Origin of the sequence: Pseudomonas frigoris (assembly GCF_047758635.1) — a bacterium.
Taxonomy (GTDB): domain Bacteria; phylum Pseudomonadota; class Gammaproteobacteria; order Pseudomonadales; family Pseudomonadaceae; genus Aquipseudomonas; species Aquipseudomonas frigoris.
Genome location: NZ_CP180479.1, coordinates 4,251,144 through 4,273,669, shown reverse-complemented (window position 1 = coordinate 4,273,669; position 22,526 = coordinate 4,251,144). Strand labels below are relative to the sequence as shown.

General features: G+C 60.4%; 20 protein-coding genes. 16 read left to right on the top strand and 4 right to left on the bottom strand.

Features of this window, described 5'->3' with window-relative positions; genetic code table 11:
• Nucleotide 1: 1 nt before the first annotated feature.
• From ACMXYH_RS19635 to ACMXYH_RS19585, 11 genes are all read left to right on the top strand, one after another.
• Entirely contained in the window at nucleotides 2–547 is a 546-nt protein-coding gene (locus tag ACMXYH_RS19635) for a PilN domain-containing protein (protein ID WP_282482421.1), read from the top strand.
• A complete protein-coding gene (locus ACMXYH_RS19630) occupies nucleotides 534–1,082 on the top strand; it encodes a GspMb/PilO family protein (protein WP_415764559.1) in 549 nt (182 codons plus the stop codon). Before ACMXYH_RS19635 ends, ACMXYH_RS19630 begins: the two co-directional genes overlap by 14 nt.
• Nucleotides 1,082–1,603, top strand: coding sequence for a hypothetical protein (locus tag ACMXYH_RS19625; protein WP_415764558.1), 522 nt, complete (start codon nucleotides 1,082–1,084; stop codon nucleotides 1,601–1,603). Before ACMXYH_RS19630 ends, ACMXYH_RS19625 begins: the two co-directional genes overlap by 1 nt.
• Nucleotides 1,600–3,429: a secretin N-terminal domain-containing protein gene (locus ACMXYH_RS19620; protein WP_415764557.1), complete on the top strand. Its 1,830-nt coding sequence runs from the start codon at nucleotides 1,600–1,602 to the stop codon at nucleotides 3,427–3,429. Before ACMXYH_RS19625 ends, ACMXYH_RS19620 begins: the two co-directional genes overlap by 4 nt.
• A gap of 2 nt (nucleotides 3,430–3,431) precedes the next feature.
• A complete protein-coding gene (locus tag ACMXYH_RS19615; RefSeq protein WP_056746580.1) occupies nucleotides 3,432–3,905 on the top strand; it encodes a type II secretion system protein in 474 nt (157 codons plus the stop codon).
• 4 nt (nucleotides 3,906–3,909) lie between these two features.
• Complete coding sequence (locus tag ACMXYH_RS19610) at nucleotides 3,910–4,284, top strand: type II secretion system protein (RefSeq protein ID WP_129443236.1); 375 nt, start codon at nucleotides 3,910–3,912, stop codon at nucleotides 4,282–4,284.
• Nucleotides 4,259–4,795: a type II secretion system protein gene (locus ACMXYH_RS19605; protein WP_129443238.1), complete on the top strand. Its 537-nt coding sequence runs from the start codon at nucleotides 4,259–4,261 to the stop codon at nucleotides 4,793–4,795. Before ACMXYH_RS19610 ends, ACMXYH_RS19605 begins: the two co-directional genes overlap by 26 nt.
• A gap of 4 nt (nucleotides 4,796–4,799) precedes the next feature.
• On the top strand, nucleotides 4,800–5,192 hold the full coding sequence (gene csgE, locus ACMXYH_RS19600; RefSeq protein ID WP_129443240.1) for a curli production assembly/transport protein CsgE: 393 nt from the start codon (nucleotides 4,800–4,802) through the stop codon (nucleotides 5,190–5,192).
• Nucleotides 5,189–5,608, top strand: coding sequence for a curli assembly protein CsgF (locus tag ACMXYH_RS19595; RefSeq protein ID WP_134423220.1), 420 nt, complete (start codon nucleotides 5,189–5,191; stop codon nucleotides 5,606–5,608). Before csgE ends, ACMXYH_RS19595 begins: the two co-directional genes overlap by 4 nt.
• Nucleotides 5,609–5,639: 31 nt before the next feature.
• Nucleotides 5,640–6,506 carry a CsgG/HfaB family protein gene (locus ACMXYH_RS19590; protein WP_056746588.1) on the top strand — a complete coding sequence of 289 codons (867 nt, stop codon included), beginning with the start codon at nucleotides 5,640–5,642 and terminating at the stop codon, nucleotides 6,504–6,506.
• A gap of 1,168 nt (nucleotides 6,507–7,674) precedes the next feature.
• Nucleotides 7,675–8,031: a DUF6124 family protein gene (locus ACMXYH_RS19585; protein WP_347806038.1), complete on the top strand. Its 357-nt coding sequence runs from the start codon at nucleotides 7,675–7,677 to the stop codon at nucleotides 8,029–8,031.
• Between the two features lie 103 nt (nucleotides 8,032–8,134).
• On the opposite strand, the gene ACMXYH_RS19580 is transcribed toward ACMXYH_RS19585, so the two are convergent.
• The 4 genes from ACMXYH_RS19580 to ACMXYH_RS19565 are packed head-to-tail and all read right to left on the bottom strand — an operon-like array spanning nucleotide 8,135 to nucleotide 13,758.
• The gene (locus tag ACMXYH_RS19580) at nucleotides 8,135–9,583 is read right to left on the bottom strand and encodes a curlin (protein WP_415764556.1); all 1,449 of its coding nucleotides are present in this window, start codon (nucleotides 9,581–9,583) and stop codon (nucleotides 8,135–8,137) included.
• A 27-nt stretch (nucleotides 9,584–9,610) separates the two neighbouring features.
• Nucleotides 9,611–10,072, bottom strand: coding sequence for a curlin (locus tag ACMXYH_RS19575; RefSeq protein WP_415764555.1), 462 nt, complete (start codon nucleotides 10,070–10,072; stop codon nucleotides 9,611–9,613).
• Between the two features lie 60 nt (nucleotides 10,073–10,132).
• The gene (locus ACMXYH_RS19570) at nucleotides 10,133–12,376 is read right to left on the bottom strand and encodes an Ig-like domain-containing protein (RefSeq protein WP_415764554.1); all 2,244 of its coding nucleotides are present in this window, start codon (nucleotides 12,374–12,376) and stop codon (nucleotides 10,133–10,135) included.
• Nucleotides 12,377–12,411: 35 nt separating this feature from the next.
• Nucleotides 12,412–13,758 (bottom strand): hypothetical protein, encoded by a 1,347-nt coding sequence (locus ACMXYH_RS19565; RefSeq protein WP_129443256.1) that lies wholly within the window; start codon nucleotides 13,756–13,758, stop codon nucleotides 12,412–12,414.
• Nucleotides 13,759–14,041: 283 nt separating this feature from the next.
• Here ACMXYH_RS19565 and ACMXYH_RS19560 point away from each other — a divergent pair, with 283 nt between their 5' ends.
• The 5 genes from ACMXYH_RS19560 (at nucleotide 14,042) to ACMXYH_RS19540 (ending at nucleotide 22,524) form a co-directional block, all read left to right on the top strand.
• Nucleotides 14,042–15,490, top strand: coding sequence for a sensor histidine kinase (locus ACMXYH_RS19560; RefSeq protein ID WP_415764552.1), 1,449 nt, complete (start codon nucleotides 14,042–14,044; stop codon nucleotides 15,488–15,490).
• 186 nt (nucleotides 15,491–15,676) lie between these two features.
• Nucleotides 15,677–18,490, top strand: coding sequence for a multicopper oxidase domain-containing protein (locus ACMXYH_RS19555; RefSeq protein ID WP_415764551.1), 2,814 nt, complete (start codon nucleotides 15,677–15,679; stop codon nucleotides 18,488–18,490).
• Nucleotides 18,491–18,507: 17 nt separating this feature from the next.
• Nucleotides 18,508–19,530: an SCO family protein gene (locus ACMXYH_RS19550; RefSeq protein WP_415764549.1), complete on the top strand. Its 1,023-nt coding sequence runs from the start codon at nucleotides 18,508–18,510 to the stop codon at nucleotides 19,528–19,530.
• Between the two features lie 101 nt (nucleotides 19,531–19,631).
• Nucleotides 19,632–21,125: an ATP-binding protein gene (locus tag ACMXYH_RS19545; RefSeq protein WP_415764548.1), complete on the top strand. Its 1,494-nt coding sequence runs from the start codon at nucleotides 19,632–19,634 to the stop codon at nucleotides 21,123–21,125.
• Nucleotides 21,094–22,524, top strand: a complete 1,431-nt coding sequence (locus ACMXYH_RS19540) for a sigma-54-dependent transcriptional regulator (protein ID WP_415764547.1) — start codon at nucleotides 21,094–21,096, stop codon at nucleotides 22,522–22,524. The genes ACMXYH_RS19545 and ACMXYH_RS19540 overlap by 32 nt, the downstream gene beginning before the upstream one ends.
• Nucleotides 22,525–22,526 lie beyond the last annotated feature (2 nt).

Here is a 22,526-nt window from a genome sequence, read left to right as displayed (position 1 = left end):
CATGCGCGCCTTGATGCTCGACTTTCAGCCGCGCCGCCGCTCGGGCCCTTTGGGCTGGAGCCTGCTGGTCGGTGGCGTGGTGCTGACGCTGACCTGCGTGCTGGTTCAGCAGCACCTCAGCGAACAGGCCGCGCAACAGCAAGGCCACTTGCAAACCACTCAGCGCGTACTCACCGGCGACACAGGCGGCAAGGTCAGCCTGACCCCGGCCGAAACCCGCGAACAGGCGCACAACCTGGCCGAGATGCGCAAGGTGTCCCAGCAATTGCGCCGGCCTTGGGAGCGTCTGTTCGCCATGCTCGAAGCCATGCCCCGAGACGACATTGCGTTATTGACCCTGACCCCGGATGCCCGCAAAGGCCAGGTGCGAATCAGCGCCGAAGCGCGGGATCTGGAAGCCATGCTCGACTTCCACCGCAGCCTCGAAGCCAGCGACGAGCTGTCCGATGTGTCGCTGCTCAGCCACGAAATCGTCGCGAACGTGCCGGAACACCCGGTGCAATTCAACCTGTCGGCTAGCTGGGAGATCGGCGATGCAAATCCCTAGATTGATCGTCCACGAATACCTGCAAGGCTTGGGCATTCCCGGCCTGGCAGGGCTGGCGATGTTGCTGCTGGCGCTGGCGTATGGCCTGGTGGGCCTGATGCCGGACTGGCAGTCGCTGCAAACGCTCAGCCAGCAGACGCGCGAAGCCGGCGAGTACCTGGCCAAAGTCGAAGACGGCAGTGTTGCCGCGCCGATGGTGCCGCAACGTCAGCTCGACGACTTCCGCAGCAAGTTGCCGTCCCAGCCACAGGCCACCGTGGCCATCGACAAGATTTACGCACTGGCAGCTCAGGAGCACATCACCCTGGCTCGTGGCGAATATTCCCTGGGCATCGACCCCAAGACGCACCTGGCCCGTTATCAGATTCTGCTGCCGGTGCGCGGCAGCTACCCGCAACTGCGGCGCTTCCTGCACGCCTTGCTCGGCCAGTTACCGGCGGTGGTGGTGGAGGACGTGGAGTTCCAGCGTAAAAAAATCGCCGACACCGACCTGACCGGGCGGATCCGCATGACCCTTTACCTGTCGAGGTCATGATGAATACCAAACGCGTAGTGGGTTGGGTGGCGTTCTTCGGTGTGGCGGCGGCGCTGACCTGGTTGCCTGAATACTTCACGCCATCGTCCGAGGAGGGTGATGCTTCGGTGGCCGCCGTGGCCACCCCGACCAACAGCAAAACCCGTGATGCGCTGCCCGCCGCATCCGCCGGTACAACACAGGCATTGGTCAAGGATCTGAGCCCGGCGGGCGACCTGTTCGCCGCCCGCAGCTGGACGTCTGTGCAGCAGCTGGCCACCGTCACCGAGCAACCCGTCAACCTGACCCCGGTGGTGCAAGTCCCCACGGCACCACCGATGCCTTTCCAGTTCATTGGCAAGCTGAATGACCGTTCCGACCTGCAAGTGTTTTTGCAGAACGGCGAAAAAATATACGTCGTGCGCAAGGGGGATGTGATCGACGACACCTGGCGGATCGAAGGGATTTCCGAAGTGGAACTCAGCTTTGTCTACCTGCCTCTGCATTTGTCTCAGACTTTGTCTGTGGGGAGCACGCAATGAACAGATCCCGTTTGCTGATAAACCTTTGCCTGTGTGCAGGACTGGCCGCGTGCAGTTCGGCGCAGGTTGCCAAGCAAGAGGCGACCGACCTGATGGAGTCGGGACAGTACGAAGCGGGCCTGGCCCGCATCGAGGAAGGGCTGAAGGAAAACCCTCGCAACACCGAGCTGCACCTGGCCCTGAACAGTGGCCGTGCCCGTGCAGTGACGGCGCTGTTGACCCAGGGTGACATGGATCGCGCCCAGCGTGATTTCGCGTCTGCCCGCCAGGCTTTCGGCCGGGTGTTGACCATCGAACCGAACAACCGCCGCGCCCAGGACTCGCTGCGCCAGCTCGATCACATGCGCAGCCTGGATGAAAAACTCGAACTGGCCCGTGGTGACCTGCGTCGCGGCGATATCTACGGCGCCGACCGCCAGGTGAAACAAATCCTCGAACTGGACCCGAAAAATGAAGGGGCCCTGGAGTTGCAAAGCAATGTCCGACTGGTACAAAGCCGCAACGTGGTCCCGTATCCACAACTGCGGACCCGTCTCGATCGGCCGGTGACCCTGGAATTTCGCGAAGCCAACCTGAAAACCATCTTCGAAGTGCTGTCGCAGGTCGCCGGTTTGAACTTCATCTTCGACAAGGACCTGCGCCCGGACATGAAAGCCACCATCTTCGTGCGTGACGTGCGCATCGAAGACGCCGTGGAACTGCTGCTGCAACAGAACCAGCTGCACCAGAAAGTGGTGAACGAAAACACCCTGCTGATCTACCCGGACTCACCGCAGAAGCTCAAGGATTACCAAGAGCTGGTGATGCGCACCTTCTACCTGACCAGCATCGATGCCAACACCGCGCTGAACATGATCAAAACCATGCTCAAGACCCGCGATGTGTTCGTCGACGAACGCCTCAATACCCTGACCATGCGCGACTCTGAAGACGCTGTCCGCATGGCTGAAAAACTCCTGCAATCGCAGGACCAGTCCAACCCTGAAGTGGTGCTGGAAGTGGAGGTGATGGAAGTCGCCACCCAGCGGATTCTCGACCTTGGCCTGCAATGGCCGAACACCTTCGGCGTGGTCAACAGTGATGGCTCGGCCGTGACCCTGCTTGACCAACTCAAAGGCATCAACTCCAGCCGGATCTCCATCTCGCCGTCGCCGCAGGCCAAGATCAACGCCCAGGACAACGACATCAACACCCTCGCCAGCCCGGTGATTCGCGTCAGCAACCGCGAACAGGCGCGCATCCACATTGGTCAGCGCGTGCCGATCATCAGCGCCACCTCGGTGCCTTCGACTCAAGGGCCGGTGATCACCGAAAGCGTCACCTACCTCGATGTCGGTCTTAAACTCGAAGTGCAGCCGACCGTGCATCTGAACAATGAAGTGGCGATCAAAATCGCCCTGGAAGTGAGTAACGCCACGCCGCTGGAACCGACCCGCCAGGGCACGATTCCGGTTCAGGTCGACACCCGCAACGCCCAGACCACCCTGCGTCTGCATGACGGCGAAACCCAGATCCTCGCCGGCCTGATGCGCGACGACCATGGCGCCACCGGCAACAAGATCCCCGGCCTTGGCGACATTCCAGGTCTTGGCCGCTTGTTTGGCAGCAACAAGGACACGGTCGGCAAGTCGGAACTGGTGCTGTCGATCACGCCGCGGATCGTGCGCAACCTGCCGTACCAGAGCCCGTCGGACATGGAGTTCACCACCGGCACTGAAACCAGCATGCACATCCAGGCACCAGACCGTGGGATGGACTCGACGAATCCCACAGAGACCCTCGATGCTCCGGTTGCTTCCGCCCGCGTTGTCGTCGAGAAGCCTTGATCATGAACGCCTCGCAACGCGGTTTTACCCTGATCGAAGTCGTGGTGACGCTGGCCTTGATCGGCCTGCTGGCTGGCATGGCCGCGCCGCTGACCGAGACCGTGGTGCGCCGGGGCAAGGAGCAGGAACTGCGCACGGCGCTGTATCAGATTCGCGATGCCATCGACGCCTACAAACGTGCGTTCGACGCTGGCTACATCGAGAAATCCCTGAACAGCAGCGGCTACCCGCCGAACCTGCAAGTGCTGGTGGACGGTGTGCGCGATGTGCGCAGCGCCAAGGGCGCCAAGTTCTTCTTTTTACGGCGCGTGCCCCATGACCCGCTGGCGCCGGTCAAGCGTAACGACGAAGGCGGCTGGGGCGTGCGCTCCTACGACAGCACGGCTCAAAACCCGCGCGAAGGCGAAGACGTTTTTGACGTCTACTCCAAGGCGCGCGGCAAGGGGCTCAACGGCATCGCCTACCGGGAGTGGTGAGATTATGCGTCGGGAAAAGGGTTTTACCCTGCTGGAACTGATGGTGGTCATGGCAATCATCGCCACCCTGATGACCATCGCCTTGCCACGCTATTTCAACAGCCTCGAGGCCTCGAAAGAGACCACGCTGCGCCAGAGCCTGTCGGCCATGCGCGAAGCACTGGATCACTACTACGGTGACACGGGGCGTTATCCCGACTCCATCGAACAGTTGGTCGAGCAGCGTTACCTGCGCAACCCGCCGATGGACCCGATCGCTGAACGCAAAGACCTCTGGGTGCTGGTGGCGCCGCCTGACGGCGTCCCGGGCGGAGTCGCCGATATCAAAAGCGGGGCCACAGGGAGGGCGCGTGATGGCAGCCTTTATTCCGAGTGGTAAGCCCTCGAACGAGGCCGGTTTCACTTACCTGGGCGTGCTGTTTCTGATCATGTTGATGGGCATGGGCCTGGCCAGCGCTGGCCAGTTGTGGTCCACCGCGTCGCGCCGTGATCGTGAACGGCAGTTGCTCTGGGTCGGCACTCAATACGCCCAGGCCTTGCGCAGTTATTACCGCAGTTCGCCTGGCCTGGCCCAGTACCCCAAAGAGCTGGCGGACCTGATGCAGGACGAGCGTTTTCCGTCGCCCAAACACCACTTGCGCAACCTCTACCCGGACCCGATTGGTGGCGGCGAATGGACGTTGCTGCGCGGTTTTGACGGACGCATCACCGGCCTCAGCAGCCCCTCCACGGACACGCCGCTCAAGCAGGCGGATTTTCCCACTCAATGGTCGGACTTCACCGGCATGGCGAGCTACAAGGACTGGCAGTTCGTGGCCGAGAAGGCCTTCCTCGATGGCGCGTCCGCGCCCAAAGGCCAATCCCAAACGCCTCAGGCGTTGGGGCGCTGATGCCATGAACAGACACTGGCTAGCGGCCCTGGCCCTAATGCTGATGACGTCCTTCGTGTCGGCTGGCGAAGAAGACGAAATGATGGGTTTTATCGTCGACGACACGATCTCGCACATCGGCCACGACTTTTACTACTCGTTCAGTGAACGCCTGCGTGCCACCAGTCCGATGGACTTCAACCTGGTCGTGCGTGAACGACCTTCGGCACGCTGGGGCAGCCTGGTGACCGTGGAATATCAGCAACGATTGGTTTATCGGCGCTTCCTGCCGCCGAACACCGTGGAGTTGAAGGACGAGGCCTATGAGGCTGCCGATCTGGTCCGCGTGCAGATCGTCCAGCGCAAGCTGGAAACCTTGTTGCAGGACACCACCGACCTTGAGAGGGACGAACTATGAACACTGGAGCTTTCTCTAAACGCACGGGCATGTGGTTATTAGGGTTGGGCAGCTGCGGGCTGGTCCAGGCCACGGAGCTGGTCTACACGCCGGTCAACCCGTCGTTTGGCGGCAACCCGTTGAACGGGACCTGGTTGCTCAACAACGCCCAGGCGCAGAACGATTACGAAGACCCTGACTTGAAGAACCGTACCAGCGCGGCCGGCACGTCGGCCCTGGAGCGCTTCACCAGTCAGCTGCAATCACGGCTGCTAGGGCAGTTGATGGACAACATCTCCGCGGGCAATGCCGGGAGCCTGACCACCGACGCTTTTGTTGTGAACGTCATCGACGACTCCGGTGCACTGACTATTGAAGTGACCGATCGAGCGACCGGTGAAGTTTCCGAAATCCAGGTGAATGGCCTGGCCCCTTGACGGGGACTTGGATCGATGGGGAGTCAAGGACATGAAAAAAATAATAGCGCTGGGGCTGATGTTGGCGGCATTACAAGGGTGCAGTTTGCGCGAGCCGATGGGGGCCGAGCAGGACACTGAATCACCGACCCTGACACCTCGGGCGTCGACCTATTACGACTTGCTGAACATGCCACGACCCAAGGGGCGGTTGATGGCGGTGGTGTATGGCTTCCGGGATCAGACCGGGCAGTACAAACCGACTCCGGCCAGTTCGTTTTCCACCAGCGTGACCCAGGGCGCGGCGAGCATGTTGATGGATGCGTTGCAGGCCAGTGGCTGGTTTGTGGTGCTGGAACGTGAGGGGCTGCAGAACCTGTTGACCGAGCGCAAGATCATTCGCGCCTCGCAGAAAAAGCCGAATACGCCGGTGAATATCCAGGGTGAGTTGCCACCGTTGCAGGCGGCCAATTTGATGCTTGAGGGCGGGATTATTGCCTATGACACCAACGTGCGCAGCGGCGGGGAAGGGGCGCGGTATCTGGGGATTGATATTTCCCGGGAGTATCGGGTGGATCAGGTGTCGGTGAATCTTCGTGCTGTCGATGTGCGCAGTGGGCAGGTGTTGGCCAATGTGATGACCAGCAAGACGATTTACTCTGTCGGGCGCAGTGCGGGGGTGTTCAAGTTTATCGAGTTCAAGAAATTGCTGGAGGCTGAGGTCGGGTACACCACGAACGAGCCGGCGCAGTTGTGTGTGTTGTCGGCGATCGAGGCGGCCGTTGGGCATTTGCTGGCGCAAGGGATTGAGCGGCGGCTGTGGCAGGTGGCCGGGGATAATTCTTCGCCTGACAACAATGCGACGCTTGACCGCTATTTGACTCAGAACAAGGTTGTGCCTGAGGGTGAGGAAGAGTGAACCGAGGCGGCCTTCGGGCCGACCTGGTTTTTGTTGATGTACCCGATCCCTCTGTAGGAGCTGACGAAGGCTGCGATCTTTTGATCTCGACCTAGGCGGCCTGAAAGCCGACCTGTTCTTGCGGATGTGCCTGCAACCATTGTGGGAGCTGGCTTGTCGGGTCGCCGCATCGCTGCGAAGGCGGCCTGATAGCCGACCTATTTCTTTCAGGTGTACATATCCATTCCTGCGGCAACGGCCGCTAATGGTTTCGCTTTTACAGCGAGTCCCTTTTTCAAACGCCAAAAAGGAACCAAAAGGCTTCGCCCCAGCGTCCGGCCCCTCGCTTAGGCTCGGCGTTCCTTCGTTCCGGCATTCATCTGGGGGCATCGCCTCCGGTCGGCTTCGCTTCGACCTCCTCTCGATGTGTTCGACTGCGTCGAACGGCGCTGCGCGCCTGCCCCCCAGATGAACACCTCCACTCAGCCTCCCGAAGGGGCGGGCAGATCAAAAGCAGGCGAGGCGAGCTAACGCTCGGCCTCGTTGTTTGGTTGGGGGTTCGCAGGTCTGATTTTTTGTGGGAGCGAGCCTGCTCGCGAAGGCGGTCTGACAGCCGACCTGACTTTTGCGGATGTACCCAAACCACTGTGGGAGCCGGGCTTGCCCGCGATGGCGGCCTGACAGCCGACCAATCTCTCATGGATGTACCCAGTCCAACTGTGGGAGCGGGCTTGCTCGCGAAAGCGGTGTGCCATTCAGCATGGATGTCGGCTGACACTCCGCCATCGCGGGTAAGCTCGCGCGCCCACAGGGGATATGTACTGATTTGAGGGGGGGTGTTTAAGAGCGTTTAACGTTACTTCCTGAAAGCTACACCGCCTTGCGCCGTTGCCTACAACTACGCCAGAATCCGCCGGCTTGTGCGCCTTGGCCCTGGTCTCTATCGTTTCCCCATCGCTGCCAATTCAGCGATCGGGTTTAGCAGCTCGGTGAATATCAAGGCACGCTAGTGTCACCTCTCGATCAGTCGGCTTTTTTTGTCTTCGCTGATCTGCGTTATGGTGGCTGTGCGTGGGGCACTTCGGTGCGCCGGGTTCCTTGATCCCTGGTCTGCTAACCCGCGTACAGTCGCCACCCTTTTCCGTTTAGCAGCGATGTGTGGCGGCTCCATTGATCAAGGAGCTTCACCATGTTCAAACCCACACCCAATCCCCCAGAAACCGACACCGTTTCCCCCTACGAATCACCCGATTCAAAAAAACTCCACGAAGCCGCCGACCGCGCCCTCGACCATTACCTCAATCCCCAAAAAGACACGCCCGAACGCAAGTTCAGGACGATGTTCGTCATCGCCCCGGACATCGACACCGAAAGCCTGTTGGCCCACGCCTGTGAATCGTTGGCTTCCGCCAGTGTCATGGCCACTGATTTCGCAGTCTTTCTGGAGGGGCCACAGCGCAGCATGTTATTGGGCATCCAGCAGGTCATCATGCTGGCCGACCTGGCGGTAAATCGGGCGCTGGATAACATTGATCCGCAGGCGTAAGCCGTACCATCGATCGTTCCCACGCAGAGTGTGGGAACGATCAACCGACACAGACAAAAAAACCGCAACCCTCCACGGGCCGCGGTTTTTTTACGCCTTGCGATTATTGCTGCAGCACAGTCGCCTTGTTGTCAGCACCCAACTGCTGCACCGTCGCAGTCTGGGTCATGCCACTCTGATTAACATTGGCAATGTTGGCGGTGCCGCCCTGAGTCACATAGGCCACGTTCATGGTGTCAGCCTGTTTTACTGTGATCATGTTGTCGCTGCCATACAGCTGTGTGGTGAACGCCTGGTTGCCGGTGCCGGACTGGTCGAAGTCGGTGGTGTTGCCAGTGCCGGTGCTACTGCCCTGGGCCAGGTTGGTGGTGCCGCGCTGGTCGGCGATGAGGATGTTGTCGCTGCCGTTCTGGTCGAAGTACAGCTCGTTGTAGTTTTCAGCCTGTTTGACCGTGGTTTTGTTGCCGGTGCCCGTCTGGCTGGTGGTCATGATGTGGCCGACGCCGTCTTGTTTGAAGCTGGCGGTGTTGTTATTGCCGGCTTGGGTAATGGTTGCGCGTTGGTTACTGCCGAACTGGCCGCCCAGTTGCGGGCCTTTCCAGTTGCTGGCGTAGACCTTGTTTTCAGTACCCACGGAGGTAGCGTTCAGCACTTGGCTGTCGCCGCTCTGGTAGGTGAAGTGCACGTTGCCGGTGCCTTGTTGGTACAGCGCCAGGGTCGAGCCGACGGACTCGAACTGGTCGGCATAAATCGCGTTGAGGTCGCCGACTTGCAGCACCTGGGCAACGTTGTTTTCGCCGAAGCTTTGGTCGACCACGGTTTCGTTGGTTTGCCCGTACTGGTTGACGGTGGCCTCGCTGGCGGTTTGCCCGCCTTGCCAGACTTCGGCGCCGTTGAAGTCGCCGAACTGGTTGATGGTCACGGTACCGCCGTTGCCATCGCGCTGGTCGCCATAGGCATAGTTGCCTTCGCCCGCCTGGTTGAGATTGATCTGGCCGCCCATGTGGGCGATTTGTTCGGCGGTGGCGTAGTTGGCGGTGCCGTACTGGATGATCAATGCGTTGTTGGCAGTGCCCAGTTGGATCTGTTCGATATTGGCCTCGTTGCTGTCACCAAACTGGAAGGTTTGACCTTGGGTGCCTTCCTGACTGTCCTGATAAATGAACGAGAAGTTGCCGCTGCCTTGCTGTTGTTGCAGCGCTTCGTTGCCGCCCATGCCGATCGACTGGCTGGCATGGCTGGTGTTGGAGCTGCCGATCTGTTGCTGGGTGATGGTGCTGCCGTTTTCGAACAGTTGCTCGGCGTAACCGGCGTTGTAGTCGCCGAGTTGATCCTGGGTGATGGTGCCGGTGGCGTTGTCTTGCACCGCTGCGGCATCGTTGCCCTCGCCGAGTTGCTGCTGGGTGGCGGTACTGAACGGGGCCGCGGTCTGTTTCACGTCGGCGATGTTGGCGGTACCGACCTGGTCCTGGGTGGAAACGCTGTCGTCGGCCATCGCCTGGGCACTGACAATGACCAGAATAGCGGCGGTGAGGGGCGTCAGTTTGAACATGATGAAACCTCCATGTGGTGCAGTGCTTTAGCGGTATTGTTTGACCGAAGCGCTCATGCCGTTTCCGGATTGGGTCACGGCGCTTGAAAGCCCCGTGCCGGCCTGGTCGATGCTGGCGTCGTTGTTGTTGCCGTTCTGGGAAATCTGCGCGCGGTTGTGGCTGCCGTTTTGCGTGATTGAGGCGGCGTTGCCACTGCCTTGCTGGGTGATCATTGCCATCAGGTCGCTGCCTTGTTGCAGGATGTAGGCTTCCTGATTACTGCCCGACTGGACGATGGTGCCGAGCAGCGACTGACCGTTTTGTTGCAGCAGCGCAACGTTGGCCTGGCCGATCTGATCGATCAGTGCTTGCTGGCCAATCGGTGGTGGTAACTCGCCGAGGTCGGCGCCGGAGGCCAGGTCGTCGTTCTCCATCAAATCGTCGGCGCGCGCGCCCGCACTGCTGCAAAGCAGAAGCAGGCAGAGCAGGGCCGCGGTCGAGGTTTTCATGGCTGCGTCCTTTGGGAAGAGGCCGGCCCCACCCACCGAATCGGCGGGTGGGGCGAGGGCTCAGTTCGAGATCACCGAGACCGTGCGCACGGTGCCTTGGGACGAGGTGATGGTGGCTGTCGGGTTCGCCGATGGAATCACCGCCGTGGTGTTGTTCACTGTCAGCCTCCAGCGACCGGTCGCCGGTACCGTGGTGGTGCCCAGGGTTGCCAGCCCGGTCGGGGTGGAGACCTTGATGGTGATGGTGTTGCCGGTGGTCACCGATGAGGTGCCTGCAAAGTCCCAGGTGAAGCGGTTGTTGGAGCGAGCCGACACCGTTGCCGTGGTCACCGTGAAGGTTTCCGCAGCAGGCCTTGGCGAGACTTGCACGGTGACCGTGGCCGGTGTCGACAGGGCGCCGAAGCTGTCCCGGGCGATGTAGGTGAAGGTCGTGGTGAAGGCCGTCGTGACCGTGGCCGGTGGGGTGTAGGTGATCACCGTGCCGTTGCTGCTGACGGTGCCACGACCGGCCGCAGGTTGGGTCAGGCTGGCGACCGCCAAAGGCACGTTGCCTTCCGGATCGGTGTCGTTGGCCAACACGTTGATCGGTATCGCCACGCCCAGGGTCGCGACGGCGTCGGCGACTGCCACCGGTGGCCGGTTAGGCGCCACGGTGATGGTCACGGTCGCTGGGGTAGTCGAAGCCAGGCCTTTGATGTCTTGAGCCTTGTAGGTGAAGGTCGTGGTTAACGGCACAGTGACCACGGCGGGCGGGGTGTAGACCACCGCAGTCGTGCCGCTCAACGCCACGGTGCCCTGGCCGGCGGCCGGTTGGGTCAGCGCGGTGATGCTCAGTGGCGTGTTGCCGTCCGGGTCGCTGTCGTTGGCCAGCAGGTTGAGGGTGATCGGCACGCCGAAGCTGGTGCTGCCGGTGTCGGCCACAGACAGTGGCGCCTGGTTCTCGCCGGTATCCGGTGCGGTACCGACAACCACGACGGGCTCGGTATCGCTGCCGCCCGCGGCGGATTTTACCGTGACGGTGGCGGGTGGCTGGGTCAGGTCGGCGATGGTGATTTTTTGCAGAGTGCCGGATTTCGACAGACGTCCGTAACCCTGCGCGACCATGTCTGGCACCGCCACTTCGTCAGTGGACGTGGCCTCGATCAGCAGGCTGTGATTGCTCCAGTTGTAGCGAGCAGTCTGGATTTTCACCAGGTCAACGAGTTTGCTCGAGACCGCCGTAGGGCGGGTGGTGCCGGCCGGGTTGGTGGCGGTGAGCACCACGACCGGAGGCACGGGGCCGCTGAGCAGGCGTTGGCCGAAGTACAACCCGGTGCCGTCACCCACCATATTGGTCAGGCATGGCGTAGGCGGTGGGCCTGGCACAAGGGCGAGGGTTTCGCGGAAGCACAATGTAGAGCTGTTGTCCGCTTTGCCAAAGACTTCGACCCGGGTGCTGGTACCGGTGCCCGAGGCGATGCGACGGTAGGTTGCACGGCTAAGGTCGACATGGGTTTGCGCGCGATTGTCGAGGACTTTTCCGGACAGTGTGAACAGGTTGCTTTCGATCGTCCCGGCCGGGCCCTGGATGCGCACAAAGTTGGTGTTGTTGGGGCTGCCGGTGACTTGTTCGGTGAGGTTCGGGTCGCCGACGAAGGTTTCGATTGCGCCGGTGTCCGGGTTCACTTCGGTGTAGGGGCCGTTGACGCTGCGCAGGAATGGCCCGATAGCACCGTTGAGTGCCCCGCTGAAATTCCCCGCCGGACCTACGCCGATGTCTCTGGTGATGTTGATTGCGCGACGACCGGGGGTGGTGACGTTGACCGTTTCCACGCCATAAGGGTGAGTAATGGTGTAGGTCCCAGCGACGGGCACGTTTATCCGCATACGAATCCGCGCAAAGCTGATTTGATCGCCGTCTTGCGGATTCCCGCCGGCAAAAGCTGCTTCTATCCCGGCCACGTAGGCGTCCATTCCATAGCCAGCGGCATTGTTGGGAATGTTCATCCCGGCGAGGAACCAGAAGGCTTCGTCTGGCCAGTTATCCGGGAACACCATCGGCAGGGTGTCGTCGAAAATGCCCGGTGTCGGCAGCAGGGTGCACATGTAGGCCGGTGGCGTGGCAGCCGGTACCCGCGAACTGGTGGCTCGGGATTGGCACAGTTCCATCGACAGCAGATTGTTGTCCTGATACCAGATCGGGAATTTCCCCGAGGCAAAGGTATAAGGACCGGGGTCGACGGCAGCGAGTTGCGCGAATGCACTGCCGGACAGCGATAGAGTCAGTCCCAGGGCGTTGAGCGCCAGGCGTGGCCAATTGTTCATGATGCCTCCTGATGAGGAACTGGGCATGTGAGCGTTCATTGCACGATGACCACTTCTTCGGTGTCGCTGCCGCCATTGGATGACGTCACTCGAACCTTGGCCGGTGGTATCGGCGAGATGCCGGTGGCCAGGGATTTCACTGCGCCATCGCCACTGAGGGCGCCAATGGCGACACCTGTGCCAGAGGTGGCTGTGAGCACCGGTGGCGAAGTTTCGTCGCTGGTCGAGGCCACGACCGTTATTTGCCCGGTGCTGAGGCTGTATTCGGCACGTGAAATCACCACCAGGTCCGTCAGGGGCATGGGTAAGGTGGTCGGTGTGCTGCTAGCGATGGCCAGGTGGTTGTCGGCGGTCACTTGCAACGTGCTCGGCAAGCTGGGGTTGGTCGAAGATTGCGCATACCAGTTGCCGGTGGTGTTGGCCTCGGTAAGGTTCAACACCGGGTTGTTGCTGTCCAGAGTCACTTTGGCCGGTGGCGGCGGGGCCAGGGCGAACACGTCTTGCTGAGCCACCGGAGCGCTGGCGCCGGGTTTTCGCGAGTAGGTGCTGCGCTGGGTGATCAATGGCGTCGGCCGTGCCATTGTCGCCAACTTGCCGGAGATGGCCATCACCGTCGTGCGCAAATCCAGCCCGTTGGGGCCTTCAATGCGGATGTAGTTGGTATTGAAAGGGCTGCCGGTGAAGGCTTCCACCAGGTTCGGGTCGCCAACGAATTGCTCGGCTGAACCGGTGACCGGATTGGTCTCGGTGTAAGGGCCATTGACGCTGCGCAGGAACGGCCCGACATCGCCCTTAAGGGCTCCGTCGTAGGTTTTCGGCACGCCGATGCCGATATCCCGGGTCATGTTGATCGCCCGACGCCCGGGGGTGTCGACGTTGAAGACATCGACGCCGTAGGGGTGGGTAATGACGTAGGTGCCGGCGGTGGGTACATCGACACGCAGGCGGATGCGGGCGAAGCTGATCTGGTCACCTTCGACCGGGTCGCCACCACTGAAGGCGGCTTCAACGGCGCTGACGTAGGTCAGGTCGATACCTCGGGCTGCGTCGACGATGGTGCCGTCGCCGGTGAACCAGAACGCCTCATCAGGGAAGTTGGTCGGGAAGACGAGCGGTTGCGTGTCGTCGAAGATCCCGGGTGCCGGCAGCAAGTTGCACATGTACGTCGGTGCGCCCGGTGCGCTGGGCACTCGCGAGCTGACAGCCTTGGACAGGCAAAGATCGAGGGTTCGACCGTGAGTGTCCTGATACCAGGCAGCGAACGAGCCGTTGGCTTGCACGTAGGGGCCTGGGTCGACGGCAAACAGCGCCGCCTGGGCGACGCCTTGGGCCAGTGCGCTAACGACCAGGGCGGCCGCGGTTTTGGACAGTAAAGGGTGCATGAGTTAAGCCCTCTATATATCGAAATGCCTGCCCCATGGAGACGGGTCAGTTGAGAGGGCTTCGGCAACTTCCATACCAACCGTCGAAAATGGCCGGTAGAGGCCCGAGTCACGGGCGTGTCACTCACAAACGGCATCGGAGCGCGATTTTTGGGAGCGGGCCTCTGTCCCCAGGATTGGGGGGAGATGGGGATAAGGAGTAAGTGGGGGGACGAGACCCAACGTCGGGCAATCGGCCATGAGTGGGCTATAACCCTATAGGGGAATCGTCGGGAACACGTCCATGGACATGCCTACTCAAACACTCCAGGCGGAGGAGGGTGATGTTTGCCTGAGCTCGCGCAAGCAGCCGTTCAATTTATTGCGCTGGTTTTCGCTCATCAGCATGGCGGTGATTGGCACGGTGGCGGTGGCGTTGGGGTCGGTGTCCACCCGGTTCGTGATTACCGAAAGCGTGCAACGCGATGCGTTGTTGACGTCCCAGTTCATTCAGGCGATTGCCTCGGTCGAGGTGCGCCACGTATCGATTCCCAACGTGCGGACCATGGGCGAGCTGCTCGATCCGCGCAAAGACAAGGACTTTTCCGACGTCGACCCGCTGGCCCGCGCCATTGCCCGGGGCGAATTCCTTGACCATATCGAGCACTTGCCGGACGTGATCCTGGCCAATATCTATGCCCCCGACCGCAGGGTGATCTGGTCGACCAACCCGGCGTTAATGGGCACTACGATCCATGCCGACGAAGACCTCGATCAAGCCTTTGCTTCCAAAATTCCGGTGTCGGCCAGCTATCACGATGTGAACAAGAGCCGCATGGAACAGAAGTTTGTGGCGCCCCCGGAATACATCTTCATCGAGAACTACATTCCGTTGTTCGATGCCGACGGCAAGAACGTCACGGCGATGGTCGAGATCTACAAGGAACCCAAGGACCTGATCAGCCGCATGGAGCGCGGCCTGGTGCTGATCTGGCTGGCCACTGCGGTGGGCGGCGGGCTGATTTACCTGGGGCTCTACTGGATCGTGCGCCGGGCTGCCATTTTGCTGGCGGCGCAACAAAAGCAACTGATCACCAACGAAACCTTGGTCGTCCTGGGCGAAATGTCGTCGGCGGTCGCCCACAGTTTGCGTAATCCGCTGGCGACCATCCGTTCAAGCGCCGAACTGGCGCTGGAATTCGACAGCGGCCCGGCCCACAAGAACATCAACGACATCATCGGCCAAGTGGATCGCATGTCGAAGTGGGTGAGGGAGCTGCTGCAATCCTTGCGTCCGCTCAACGATGACGCCGAGCCTGTCAATCTGGTGGCGGCGCTGCATGACAGCCTGATGGCCTTCGAGCATCAAATCACCAAAGCCTCGGTCCATGTGGTGTTCGACCCGAAGCTGACGCCCATGGTCCTTAGCCAGCAGGTGCAGTTGACGCAGATCCTCAACAGTTTGCTGGCCAATGCACTGGAAGCCATGGACAAGAGCGGCACGTTAATCATCACATTGGAGCCGACCGATTCCCGTGGCCTCAGCGTGGTGGTGAGCGACACCGGCAAAGGCATGAACGAAGAACAGCGCAGCATGGCCTTCCGGCCGTTTTTCACCACCAAACAAGGTGGGCTGGGTGTCGGGCTGGTGCTGGTCAAGCGGATCATGGAGCGGTTTGGCGGTGCGGTGGCCCTGGAAAGCCGTGAAGGCGAGGGCACGAGTGTCCGTCTGTCGTTCAAATTGGTCCCCTGAAAAAGGGTGTGAACTTTCCCCGTTAGTGGGTGTCATTCCCCAGTCGTTTTCCCCGGTTATGGCACATTGATGTTGATAAATCATTGTTTTGTTAAGTATTAATACTTTTGTAAATAACGGTTACAGATCTGGCGAGGTCCTTGCAAAACCCCCATTACCCCCTTCACGACTCCGAGGCGGCTGGTGATGGACAGAAAAGCGCGGTACCCCTTCAAACGGTTTGGCCTCCTGACGCCTCTGAGCGTTCTTCTGACAATGACGCTGGGCACAGCGACTCTTCGCGCCAGCCCCATCGACGACGAGCGACAGCCAGAACCTTCCGACCCCTCGGCTTACTACGATGAACCGGCTGACAAAGCCGCGGCGTTGAATGCCATTTTGACCATGCCCGAGGCCAACAAGGATTCCTTCGATTTACCCGGTGGCGTCAAAGGCAGCAAAGACACCACGCGGGTGGAAAACATTCTGCCGCCGGTGGTGCAAACCAGTTTCAACTACCCCACCAACGGCAAGCCAAGTCCACTGTATGGCGCTCAGCCGTTTACTCAGCAGTTGGTGCTGTTCGAAGAATTCGGCCCGGAAAAACTCGACCCCACCACACCGGCGGCGCCGTTGGGTTTTCCACCGGCAGCCATCGGACCGTTGCCACAGCAGGACCCCACCAGTGCGGCCCGCAGTGCGCCACCGAGTGCGGCACTCGACGCCTTTCTGCGTCAACCAGGCTTGACTCCGTTCCCCAGCCAGTATTCCAACGTGGTCGACCGCAATCCTTGGCAGAAGCAGATTGAGTTTTTCCTCAACCGCCGCATCGGCTCGTCGGCTGAAGGCCGTCCGCCAGGAAAAGGTTGGTCGCACCAGCGCTGGAACGAGTTTTACCCGCAAATGGCCTACAAGACCGTGCAAACCGGCGCACGGTTGAATACCGGTGGGCGTGATAGTCGTCAGATGCACCGCTATGCCGTGGGCGAGTTTGGCCCAGGCGGCCTCTATCACAACGTGGCTGGCGTACCGGCGACCGATGGCACCGCCAAGGGCGTCGATGCGCGTTTCCACCCGAAAATGCCGGTGCAGAACCACAACTCGGTCTGGACCTTTGATGGCACCTTGCCGCCAAAATTGTTGATGGTGCGTTACGGGCAACCCGTGTTGATGCGCCATTACAACGGCTTGCCGATCGACCCGTCGGCGAACATGGGGTTCGGTTTGCACACCATCAGCACCCACGAACACAACGGCCACACACCGGCGGAAAGCGACGGTTATGCCAATGCGTTTTTCTTCCCCGGGCAATTTTACGACTATCGCTGGCCGATCCAGTTGGCCGGCTACGACAGCATCAACACCAAGGCTGAAGACCCGCGTGCAGCATTTCCGTGCGCACCGGGCGAAACCCTGTGGACCAACGACCTCATCCCCAGCCGCAAGACCTGCGAAAACGGCACCATCAAAATCCGCGGCGACTGGCGCGAAACCATGAGCACCCACTGGTTTCACGACCACATGCTCGATTTCACCGCGCAGAACGTCTACAAGGGCAACGCGGCAATGATGAACTACTACAGCGCCCTGGACCGCGGCAATGAATCGGTGAATGACGGCGTCAACCTGCGTTTTCCCAGTGGCAGCGCCTTGCCTTGGGGTAACCGCGACTATGACGTCAACCTGCTGTTTGCCGACAAGGCGTGGGATAAAAACGGTCAACTGTGGTTCAACCCGTTCAATACCAACGGCTTCCTCGGGGATCAGGTGCTGGTCAACTGGCAGTGGAAACCGACCCTGGATGTGCGCGCCCGCAGCTATCGGTTCCGCATGCTCAATGGCTCCGTGTCGCGCTTCTTCAAACTGGCGCTCGTGCGCGAGATCAAGGGTACCAGCGGGGAGTTCCAAGGGCCTGCCGGCTCGGGAGTGTCGTATGCCCGCGTGCCGTTCCACATGATTGCCAACGACGGCAACATCATGGAACACAGCGTGCCGTTCGACGGCAGCATGGACCTGGATGCCGACGGCGATAAACAGAACCACAACGCGATCCTGCCAACCCTGGGCATTGCCGAACGTTTCGACATCATCGTCAACTTCTCGAAAAACGGGATCAAACCGGGCGACAAGCTGTTCTTCGTCAACCTGCTGGTGCACGAAGACGGCAAGGGCCCGAAAGAACCCGTCTCCCTGGCTGACGTGCTGTCCGAGAAATACCGGGCGATCCTCAAGCAAACCAGCAAGGGGCCGAAGTGGGAGGACGGTGATCCGGCGGTAGGCAAGGTGTTGCAACTCAACGTCAAGGCCTACACCGGCCAGGACCTGGCCATGGATCCGGCAGCGTACGAACCGGCCAAACCGGGCAAAGCCGAAGGCTTGGTGATGATCCCGCTGAAGATTCACCGCGACAACACCGCCGACAAGGCGCTGCTGGCCAAAGCCCGTCACCGCACCTTCACCTTCGGCCGTTCCGACGGTACCGATGAAGCACCGTGGACGGTCAAGACGGATGGCGGTTTCGGTTTCTCCATGGACCCACGTCGCTTGAACACCGCGACCCAGCTGGCCAGTGGCCCCACCGATGCCGGTGTCGCCGGTTTCGGCACCCTGGAAGTGTGGAACATCAAGCTCGGCGGCGAGGGCTGGAGCCACCCGGTGCATGTGCACTTCGAGGAGGGGATCATCCTCAGCCGCGGCGGCAAGGTGCCACCGGAATGGGAAAAATGGGCACGCAAGGACGTGTACCGCATCGGCTCGGAAAAGGATGGCCTGGACAGCGTCGAAATAGCGATCAGCTTCCGCGAATTCGCCGGGACGTACATGGAGCACTGTCACAACACGCAGCATGAGGACAACTCCATGTTGCTGCGCTGGGACATTGAAAAACCGGGGCAATTCCAGCTGATGCCGACACCGCTGCCAAGTTGGGATGGTGTGCGCTACGTGAACTCCGCCGCGCTGCCAACCTTCCGCACTGGCGACGGCTCCGGCCCCGGCCCCAAAGAGGTGGTCCAACCATGAACCGCGAGGGAGCCGACATGAAAATGCATACGCCGCGCTCCCGCGCCCTGGGCATGCACCTGATGTTGATGTTGGTCACTTGCCTGCTGGCCAGTCGGGTGCTGGTGGCTCATGAAGCTGCTCCGTCCGTGTCAGCGTCACCGACGGAGTCGGCGACGCCCTGGGGCGGTGATTACTTCCCCAACACCTTGCTGACCGATCAGGACGGTCGGCAGTTGCGTTTCTTCGATGATTTGATCAAGGACAAGGTGGTGGTGATCAATTTCATCTTCACTTCGTGCAGCGACTCCTGCCCGCTGGAAACCGCGCGCCTGCGTCAGGTGCAGAAGTTGCTGGGGGATCGGGTCGGCCAGGACATTTTTTTCTACTCCATCAGCATCGACCCCTTAAGCGATACACCCGATGTGCTCAAGGCCTACGCACAACGCTTCAAGGTCGGGCCGGGCTGGAAGTTTCTCACCGGGGAGTTTGCCGACGTCACCGATCTGCGAAAAAAACTCGGGCTGTTTATCGAAGGCGTCGACAACGGCCGCAGCAAGGACCACAACCTCAGCCTGATTGTCGGCAACCAGACCACGGGCCGCTGGATGAAAGCTTCACCTTTCGAAAACCCGTGGATTCTGGCCGATCAGTTGGCCAACACGCTGCAGAACTGGAAGCAGCCCAGCGTTGAAGAAAACTACGCGAATGCGCCCGAGATTCGCCCGCCGAGCAACGGCGAAGAACTGTTTCGCACCCGTTGCGCGTCGTGCCACAGCCTGGGTCCGATGGACGGGCAGGGCATCGGCATGCGCAGCATCGGCCCGGACCTGATCGGCGTCACTCGCCTGCGTGATCCGGCCTGGCTGAGTCGCTGGATTCGCGAGCCGGACCGCATGCTGGCGGAAAAAGACCCGATCGCGCTGGAGCTGTTTGAGCGTTTCGACAAAATTCCCATGCCCAACCTGCGCCTGGATGAGAACGCGGCGCAGTCCATCGTGGGTTTTTTGCAGGAGGAAACCGAACGACAGCACCCGCTACAGGCCGCGCAAACGCAATAGCGGCTTAATCCTGTCATTGGGGCCGTCTGTCTCGATCAATGCCACCTACACTGATCCGAAACACGGCTGAAAAGGCTATGCAAGGCATCCGGGAAGGTCCTATGCAGATACCAGAACAACAAAAAATACCTGCGTCGGCTATGTCGGAAGCAGAAAGCAAGGACTGGCGAGGACAGTTCAACTTGCTGCGCTGGTTTTCCCTGGGCAGCTTTTTCATCATCGCCGCCGTGGCGCTGGGGTTGGGCTATGTGTCCACGCGTTTCGTCGTCGATGAGAGCATCGAGCGTGATTCCATGCTGACTGCGCAGTTCATTCAGGCCATTGGTGATGCGGAAATTCGCCATGCCGGCATCACCCTGCAAAGAACCATGGGCGAAATGCTCGATCCGCGCGATGACATTGCCTATCCCGACGTAGATCCGGCGGCCCGTGCCGCTGCCCGCATGGAGTTTCTCGATCATGTCGAACACCTGCCGGACACGCTGTTGGCGGTGGTGTACGCCCTGGATCGCACCGTGGTCTGGTCGACCAATGCACAAATGATTGGCATGCGCGTCGAAGGTGATGAGGAACTGGACGAGTCCTTCGAAATGAAGGAACCGGTGTCCACCAGCTACCACGAAATCGATGAGGAACGTCCCGAGCAGCAACTGCTGCGTGAGCCTGAATTTCTGTTCATCGAGACCTACATCCCGATGTTCAACGCCGACAAGAGCAAAGTGATCGCCATGGTGGAGATCTACAAGGAACCCGCGGACCTGGTGGAACGCATCCAGCGTGGCTTCAAGCTGATCTGGCTGGCAACTGTACTTGGCGGTCTGGCCATCTACCTCGGGCTGTTCTGGATTGTGCAGCGCGCGGCCATGCTGCTGCAAAGCCAGCAGAAACAACTGATCAGCAACGAGACCTTCGTCGCGCTGGGGGAAATGTCCTCGGCGGTGGCCCACAGCTTGCGCAATCCGTTGGCCAACATTCGTTCCAGCGCCGAACTGGCTCAGGACATCGCCAGCCAGAACGCGCAGAAGAACATCGGTGACATCATCAGTCAGGTCGACCGCATGTCGCGCTGGGTTCGGGAGTTGCTGGTGTCATTGCGACCCGTGAACGACGACTACGAAACGGTAGACCTGGTGCTGGTCATCGACGACACGTTGAGTGCGTTTGACGCGCTGATTAAACGCTCCGGCATCGACGTGCGTTTCACCCCTCAGAGTTGTCCGCCGGTCATCAGCCAACAGGTGTTGCTCACGCAAATTCTTAATAGCCTGTTTGCCAATGCCCTGGAAGCCATGCCCAAGGGCGGCGTGCTGAGTATCGATATCGAAACGCCGCAGCCCGGACTCGTGCGCATGACCCTGAGCGATACCGGCAAGGGCATGACCACACAGCAACAACAAATGGCCTTCAAGCCGTTTTTCACCACCAAACAAGGAGGGTTGGGCGTGGGCCTGGCCCTGGTCAAAAGAATAATGGAGCGTTTCGAAGGCTCGGTCGAATTGACCAGCCGAGAGCAGGAAGGAACCCGCGTTTGTCTCAATTTTAAAGTGGCAACGGGAGGGGACTATGGAGCACAGCATTCTGCTGGTCGAGGATGATGAACTCCTCGCCGAGAATATTCAGACCTACCTGGAGCGCAAGGACTTCGAGGTGACGGTCTGCCACTCGGCTGAGGACGCGCTTGAGCAATTGGGCACTTTCGTCCCGGACGTGGTGCTGACCGATAACTCGCTGCCGGGCATGAGCGGTCACGACCTGATCCAGAAGCTGCGCATCAGCGCGCCGGATCTGAAAGTGATCATGATGACCGGATACGGCAACGTCGACGACGCCGTGGTGGCAATGAAAGAGGGCGCTTTCCATTACGTCACCAAACCGGTGGCGCTGCCGGAGCTCAAGCTGCTGCTGGACAAGGCCCTGGCCACCGACCGAATGGAACGCACACTGTCGTTCTATCAGGAACGCGAAGCGCAGAAGTCAGGGGTGCAGGCATTGATCGGCGAATCGGCACCGATGCAGTACCTGAAAAGCACCATTGGCCAGTTACTCGACGCCGAGCGGCGCATGGCCAATACCGATCTGCCTCCGGTGTTGGTGGAAGGCGAGACCGGCACCGGCAAGGAACTGGTGGCCCGTGCGTTGCACTTCGACGGCCCGCGCAGCAAAGGTCCGTTCATTGAATTCAACTGCGCCTCGATTCCTTCCAACCTGGTGGAGTCGGAACTGTTCGGCCACGAGAAAGGCGCCTTCACCGACGCCAAGGACCGCCGCGTCGGGCTGGTGGAAGCGGCCGATGGCGGGACGCTGTTTCTCGATGAAGTCGGCGAGATGGACTTGTTGCTGCAAGCCAAACTGCTGAAGCTGCTGGAGGACCGGACGATCCGCCGGGTCGGCTCGGTGAAGGAGCGCAAAGTCGATTTACGGGTGATCAGCGCCACCAACTGCAACCTTGAACAAATGGTCCAGCAGGGCAAGTTCCGCCGCGACCTGTTCTTCCGTTTGCGGATCATCTCGATCAAGGTGCCGCGCCTGTATGCCCGTGGCGCGGACATCCTGCTGCTGGCTCGACACTTCCTGGCGATCCACGGCAAACGTTATGGCAAACCCAACCTGTATTTCAGCGATCAGGCCGAGGAATTGCTGCTCAGCTACAGCTGGCCGGGCAACGTGCGCGAGTTGCGCAACATGCTTGAGCAAACTGTGTTGCTGGCCCAGAGCGAAACCATCGCCGCCCATCAATTGAACGTGTGCCTGAGCCTGGTGGATGAGCCGCTGTTGTTCCAGCACGAGCCGCAATACTGCGAACCGCGTCCGGTTTACAACGGCACCGAGTCCATGAACCTGCCGGAAGTGGAGCGCGACATGGTGCGCAAGATGCTCGACAAGACCGACTGGAACGTCACCAAGTCCGCACGGCTGCTGGGCCTGAGCCGCGACATGCTGCGCTACCGAATCGAAAAACTCGGCCTCGCGCGCCCGGAAAAACGCCAGTGGTAGGC

Bases quoted from the DNA above. Each gene is read 5' to 3' on its own strand.
- ACMXYH_RS19570 (WP_415764554.1), bottom strand. From the start codon at position 12,376: ATGAACAATTGGCCACGCCTGGCGCTCAACGCCCTGGGACTGACTCTA.
- ACMXYH_RS19555 (WP_415764551.1), top strand. From the start codon at position 15,677: ATGGACAGAAAAGCGCGGTACCCCTTCAAACGGTTTGGCCTCCTGACG.
- csgE (WP_129443240.1), top strand. From the start codon at position 4,800: ATGAACAGACACTGGCTAGCGGCCCTGGCCCTAATGCTGATGACGTCC.
- ACMXYH_RS19615 (WP_056746580.1), top strand. From the start codon at position 3,432: ATGAACGCCTCGCAACGCGGTTTTACCCTGATCGAAGTCGTGGTGACG.
- ACMXYH_RS19540 (WP_415764547.1), top strand. From the start codon at position 21,094: ATGGAGCACAGCATTCTGCTGGTCGAGGATGATGAACTCCTCGCCGAG.
- ACMXYH_RS19625 (WP_415764558.1), top strand. From the start codon at position 1,082: ATGAATACCAAACGCGTAGTGGGTTGGGTGGCGTTCTTCGGTGTGGCG.
- ACMXYH_RS19560 (WP_415764552.1), top strand. From the start codon at position 14,042: ATGGACATGCCTACTCAAACACTCCAGGCGGAGGAGGGTGATGTTTGC.
- ACMXYH_RS19605 (WP_129443238.1), top strand. From the start codon at position 4,259: ATGGCAGCCTTTATTCCGAGTGGTAAGCCCTCGAACGAGGCCGGTTTC.
- ACMXYH_RS19580 (WP_415764556.1), bottom strand. From the start codon at position 9,583: ATGTTCAAACTGACGCCCCTCACCGCCGCTATTCTGGTCATTGTCAGT.
- ACMXYH_RS19610 (WP_129443236.1), top strand. From the start codon at position 3,910: ATGCGTCGGGAAAAGGGTTTTACCCTGCTGGAACTGATGGTGGTCATG.
- ACMXYH_RS19620 (WP_415764557.1), top strand. From the start codon at position 1,600: ATGAACAGATCCCGTTTGCTGATAAACCTTTGCCTGTGTGCAGGACTG.
- ACMXYH_RS19595 (WP_134423220.1), top strand. From the start codon at position 5,189: ATGAACACTGGAGCTTTCTCTAAACGCACGGGCATGTGGTTATTAGGG.
- ACMXYH_RS19545 (WP_415764548.1), top strand. From the start codon at position 19,632: ATGCAGATACCAGAACAACAAAAAATACCTGCGTCGGCTATGTCGGAA.
- ACMXYH_RS19590 (WP_056746588.1), top strand. From the start codon at position 5,640: ATGAAAAAAATAATAGCGCTGGGGCTGATGTTGGCGGCATTACAAGGG.
- ACMXYH_RS19630 (WP_415764559.1), top strand. From the start codon at position 534: ATGCAAATCCCTAGATTGATCGTCCACGAATACCTGCAAGGCTTGGGC.
- ACMXYH_RS19635 (WP_282482421.1), top strand. From the start codon at position 2: ATGCGCGCCTTGATGCTCGACTTTCAGCCGCGCCGCCGCTCGGGCCCT.
- ACMXYH_RS19565 (WP_129443256.1), bottom strand. From the start codon at position 13,758: ATGCACCCTTTACTGTCCAAAACCGCGGCCGCCCTGGTCGTTAGCGCA.
- ACMXYH_RS19550 (WP_415764549.1), top strand. From the start codon at position 18,508: ATGAAAATGCATACGCCGCGCTCCCGCGCCCTGGGCATGCACCTGATG.
- ACMXYH_RS19575 (WP_415764555.1), bottom strand. From the start codon at position 10,072: ATGAAAACCTCGACCGCGGCCCTGCTCTGCCTGCTTCTGCTTTGCAGC.
- ACMXYH_RS19585 (WP_347806038.1), top strand. From the start codon at position 7,675: ATGTTCAAACCCACACCCAATCCCCCAGAAACCGACACCGTTTCCCCC.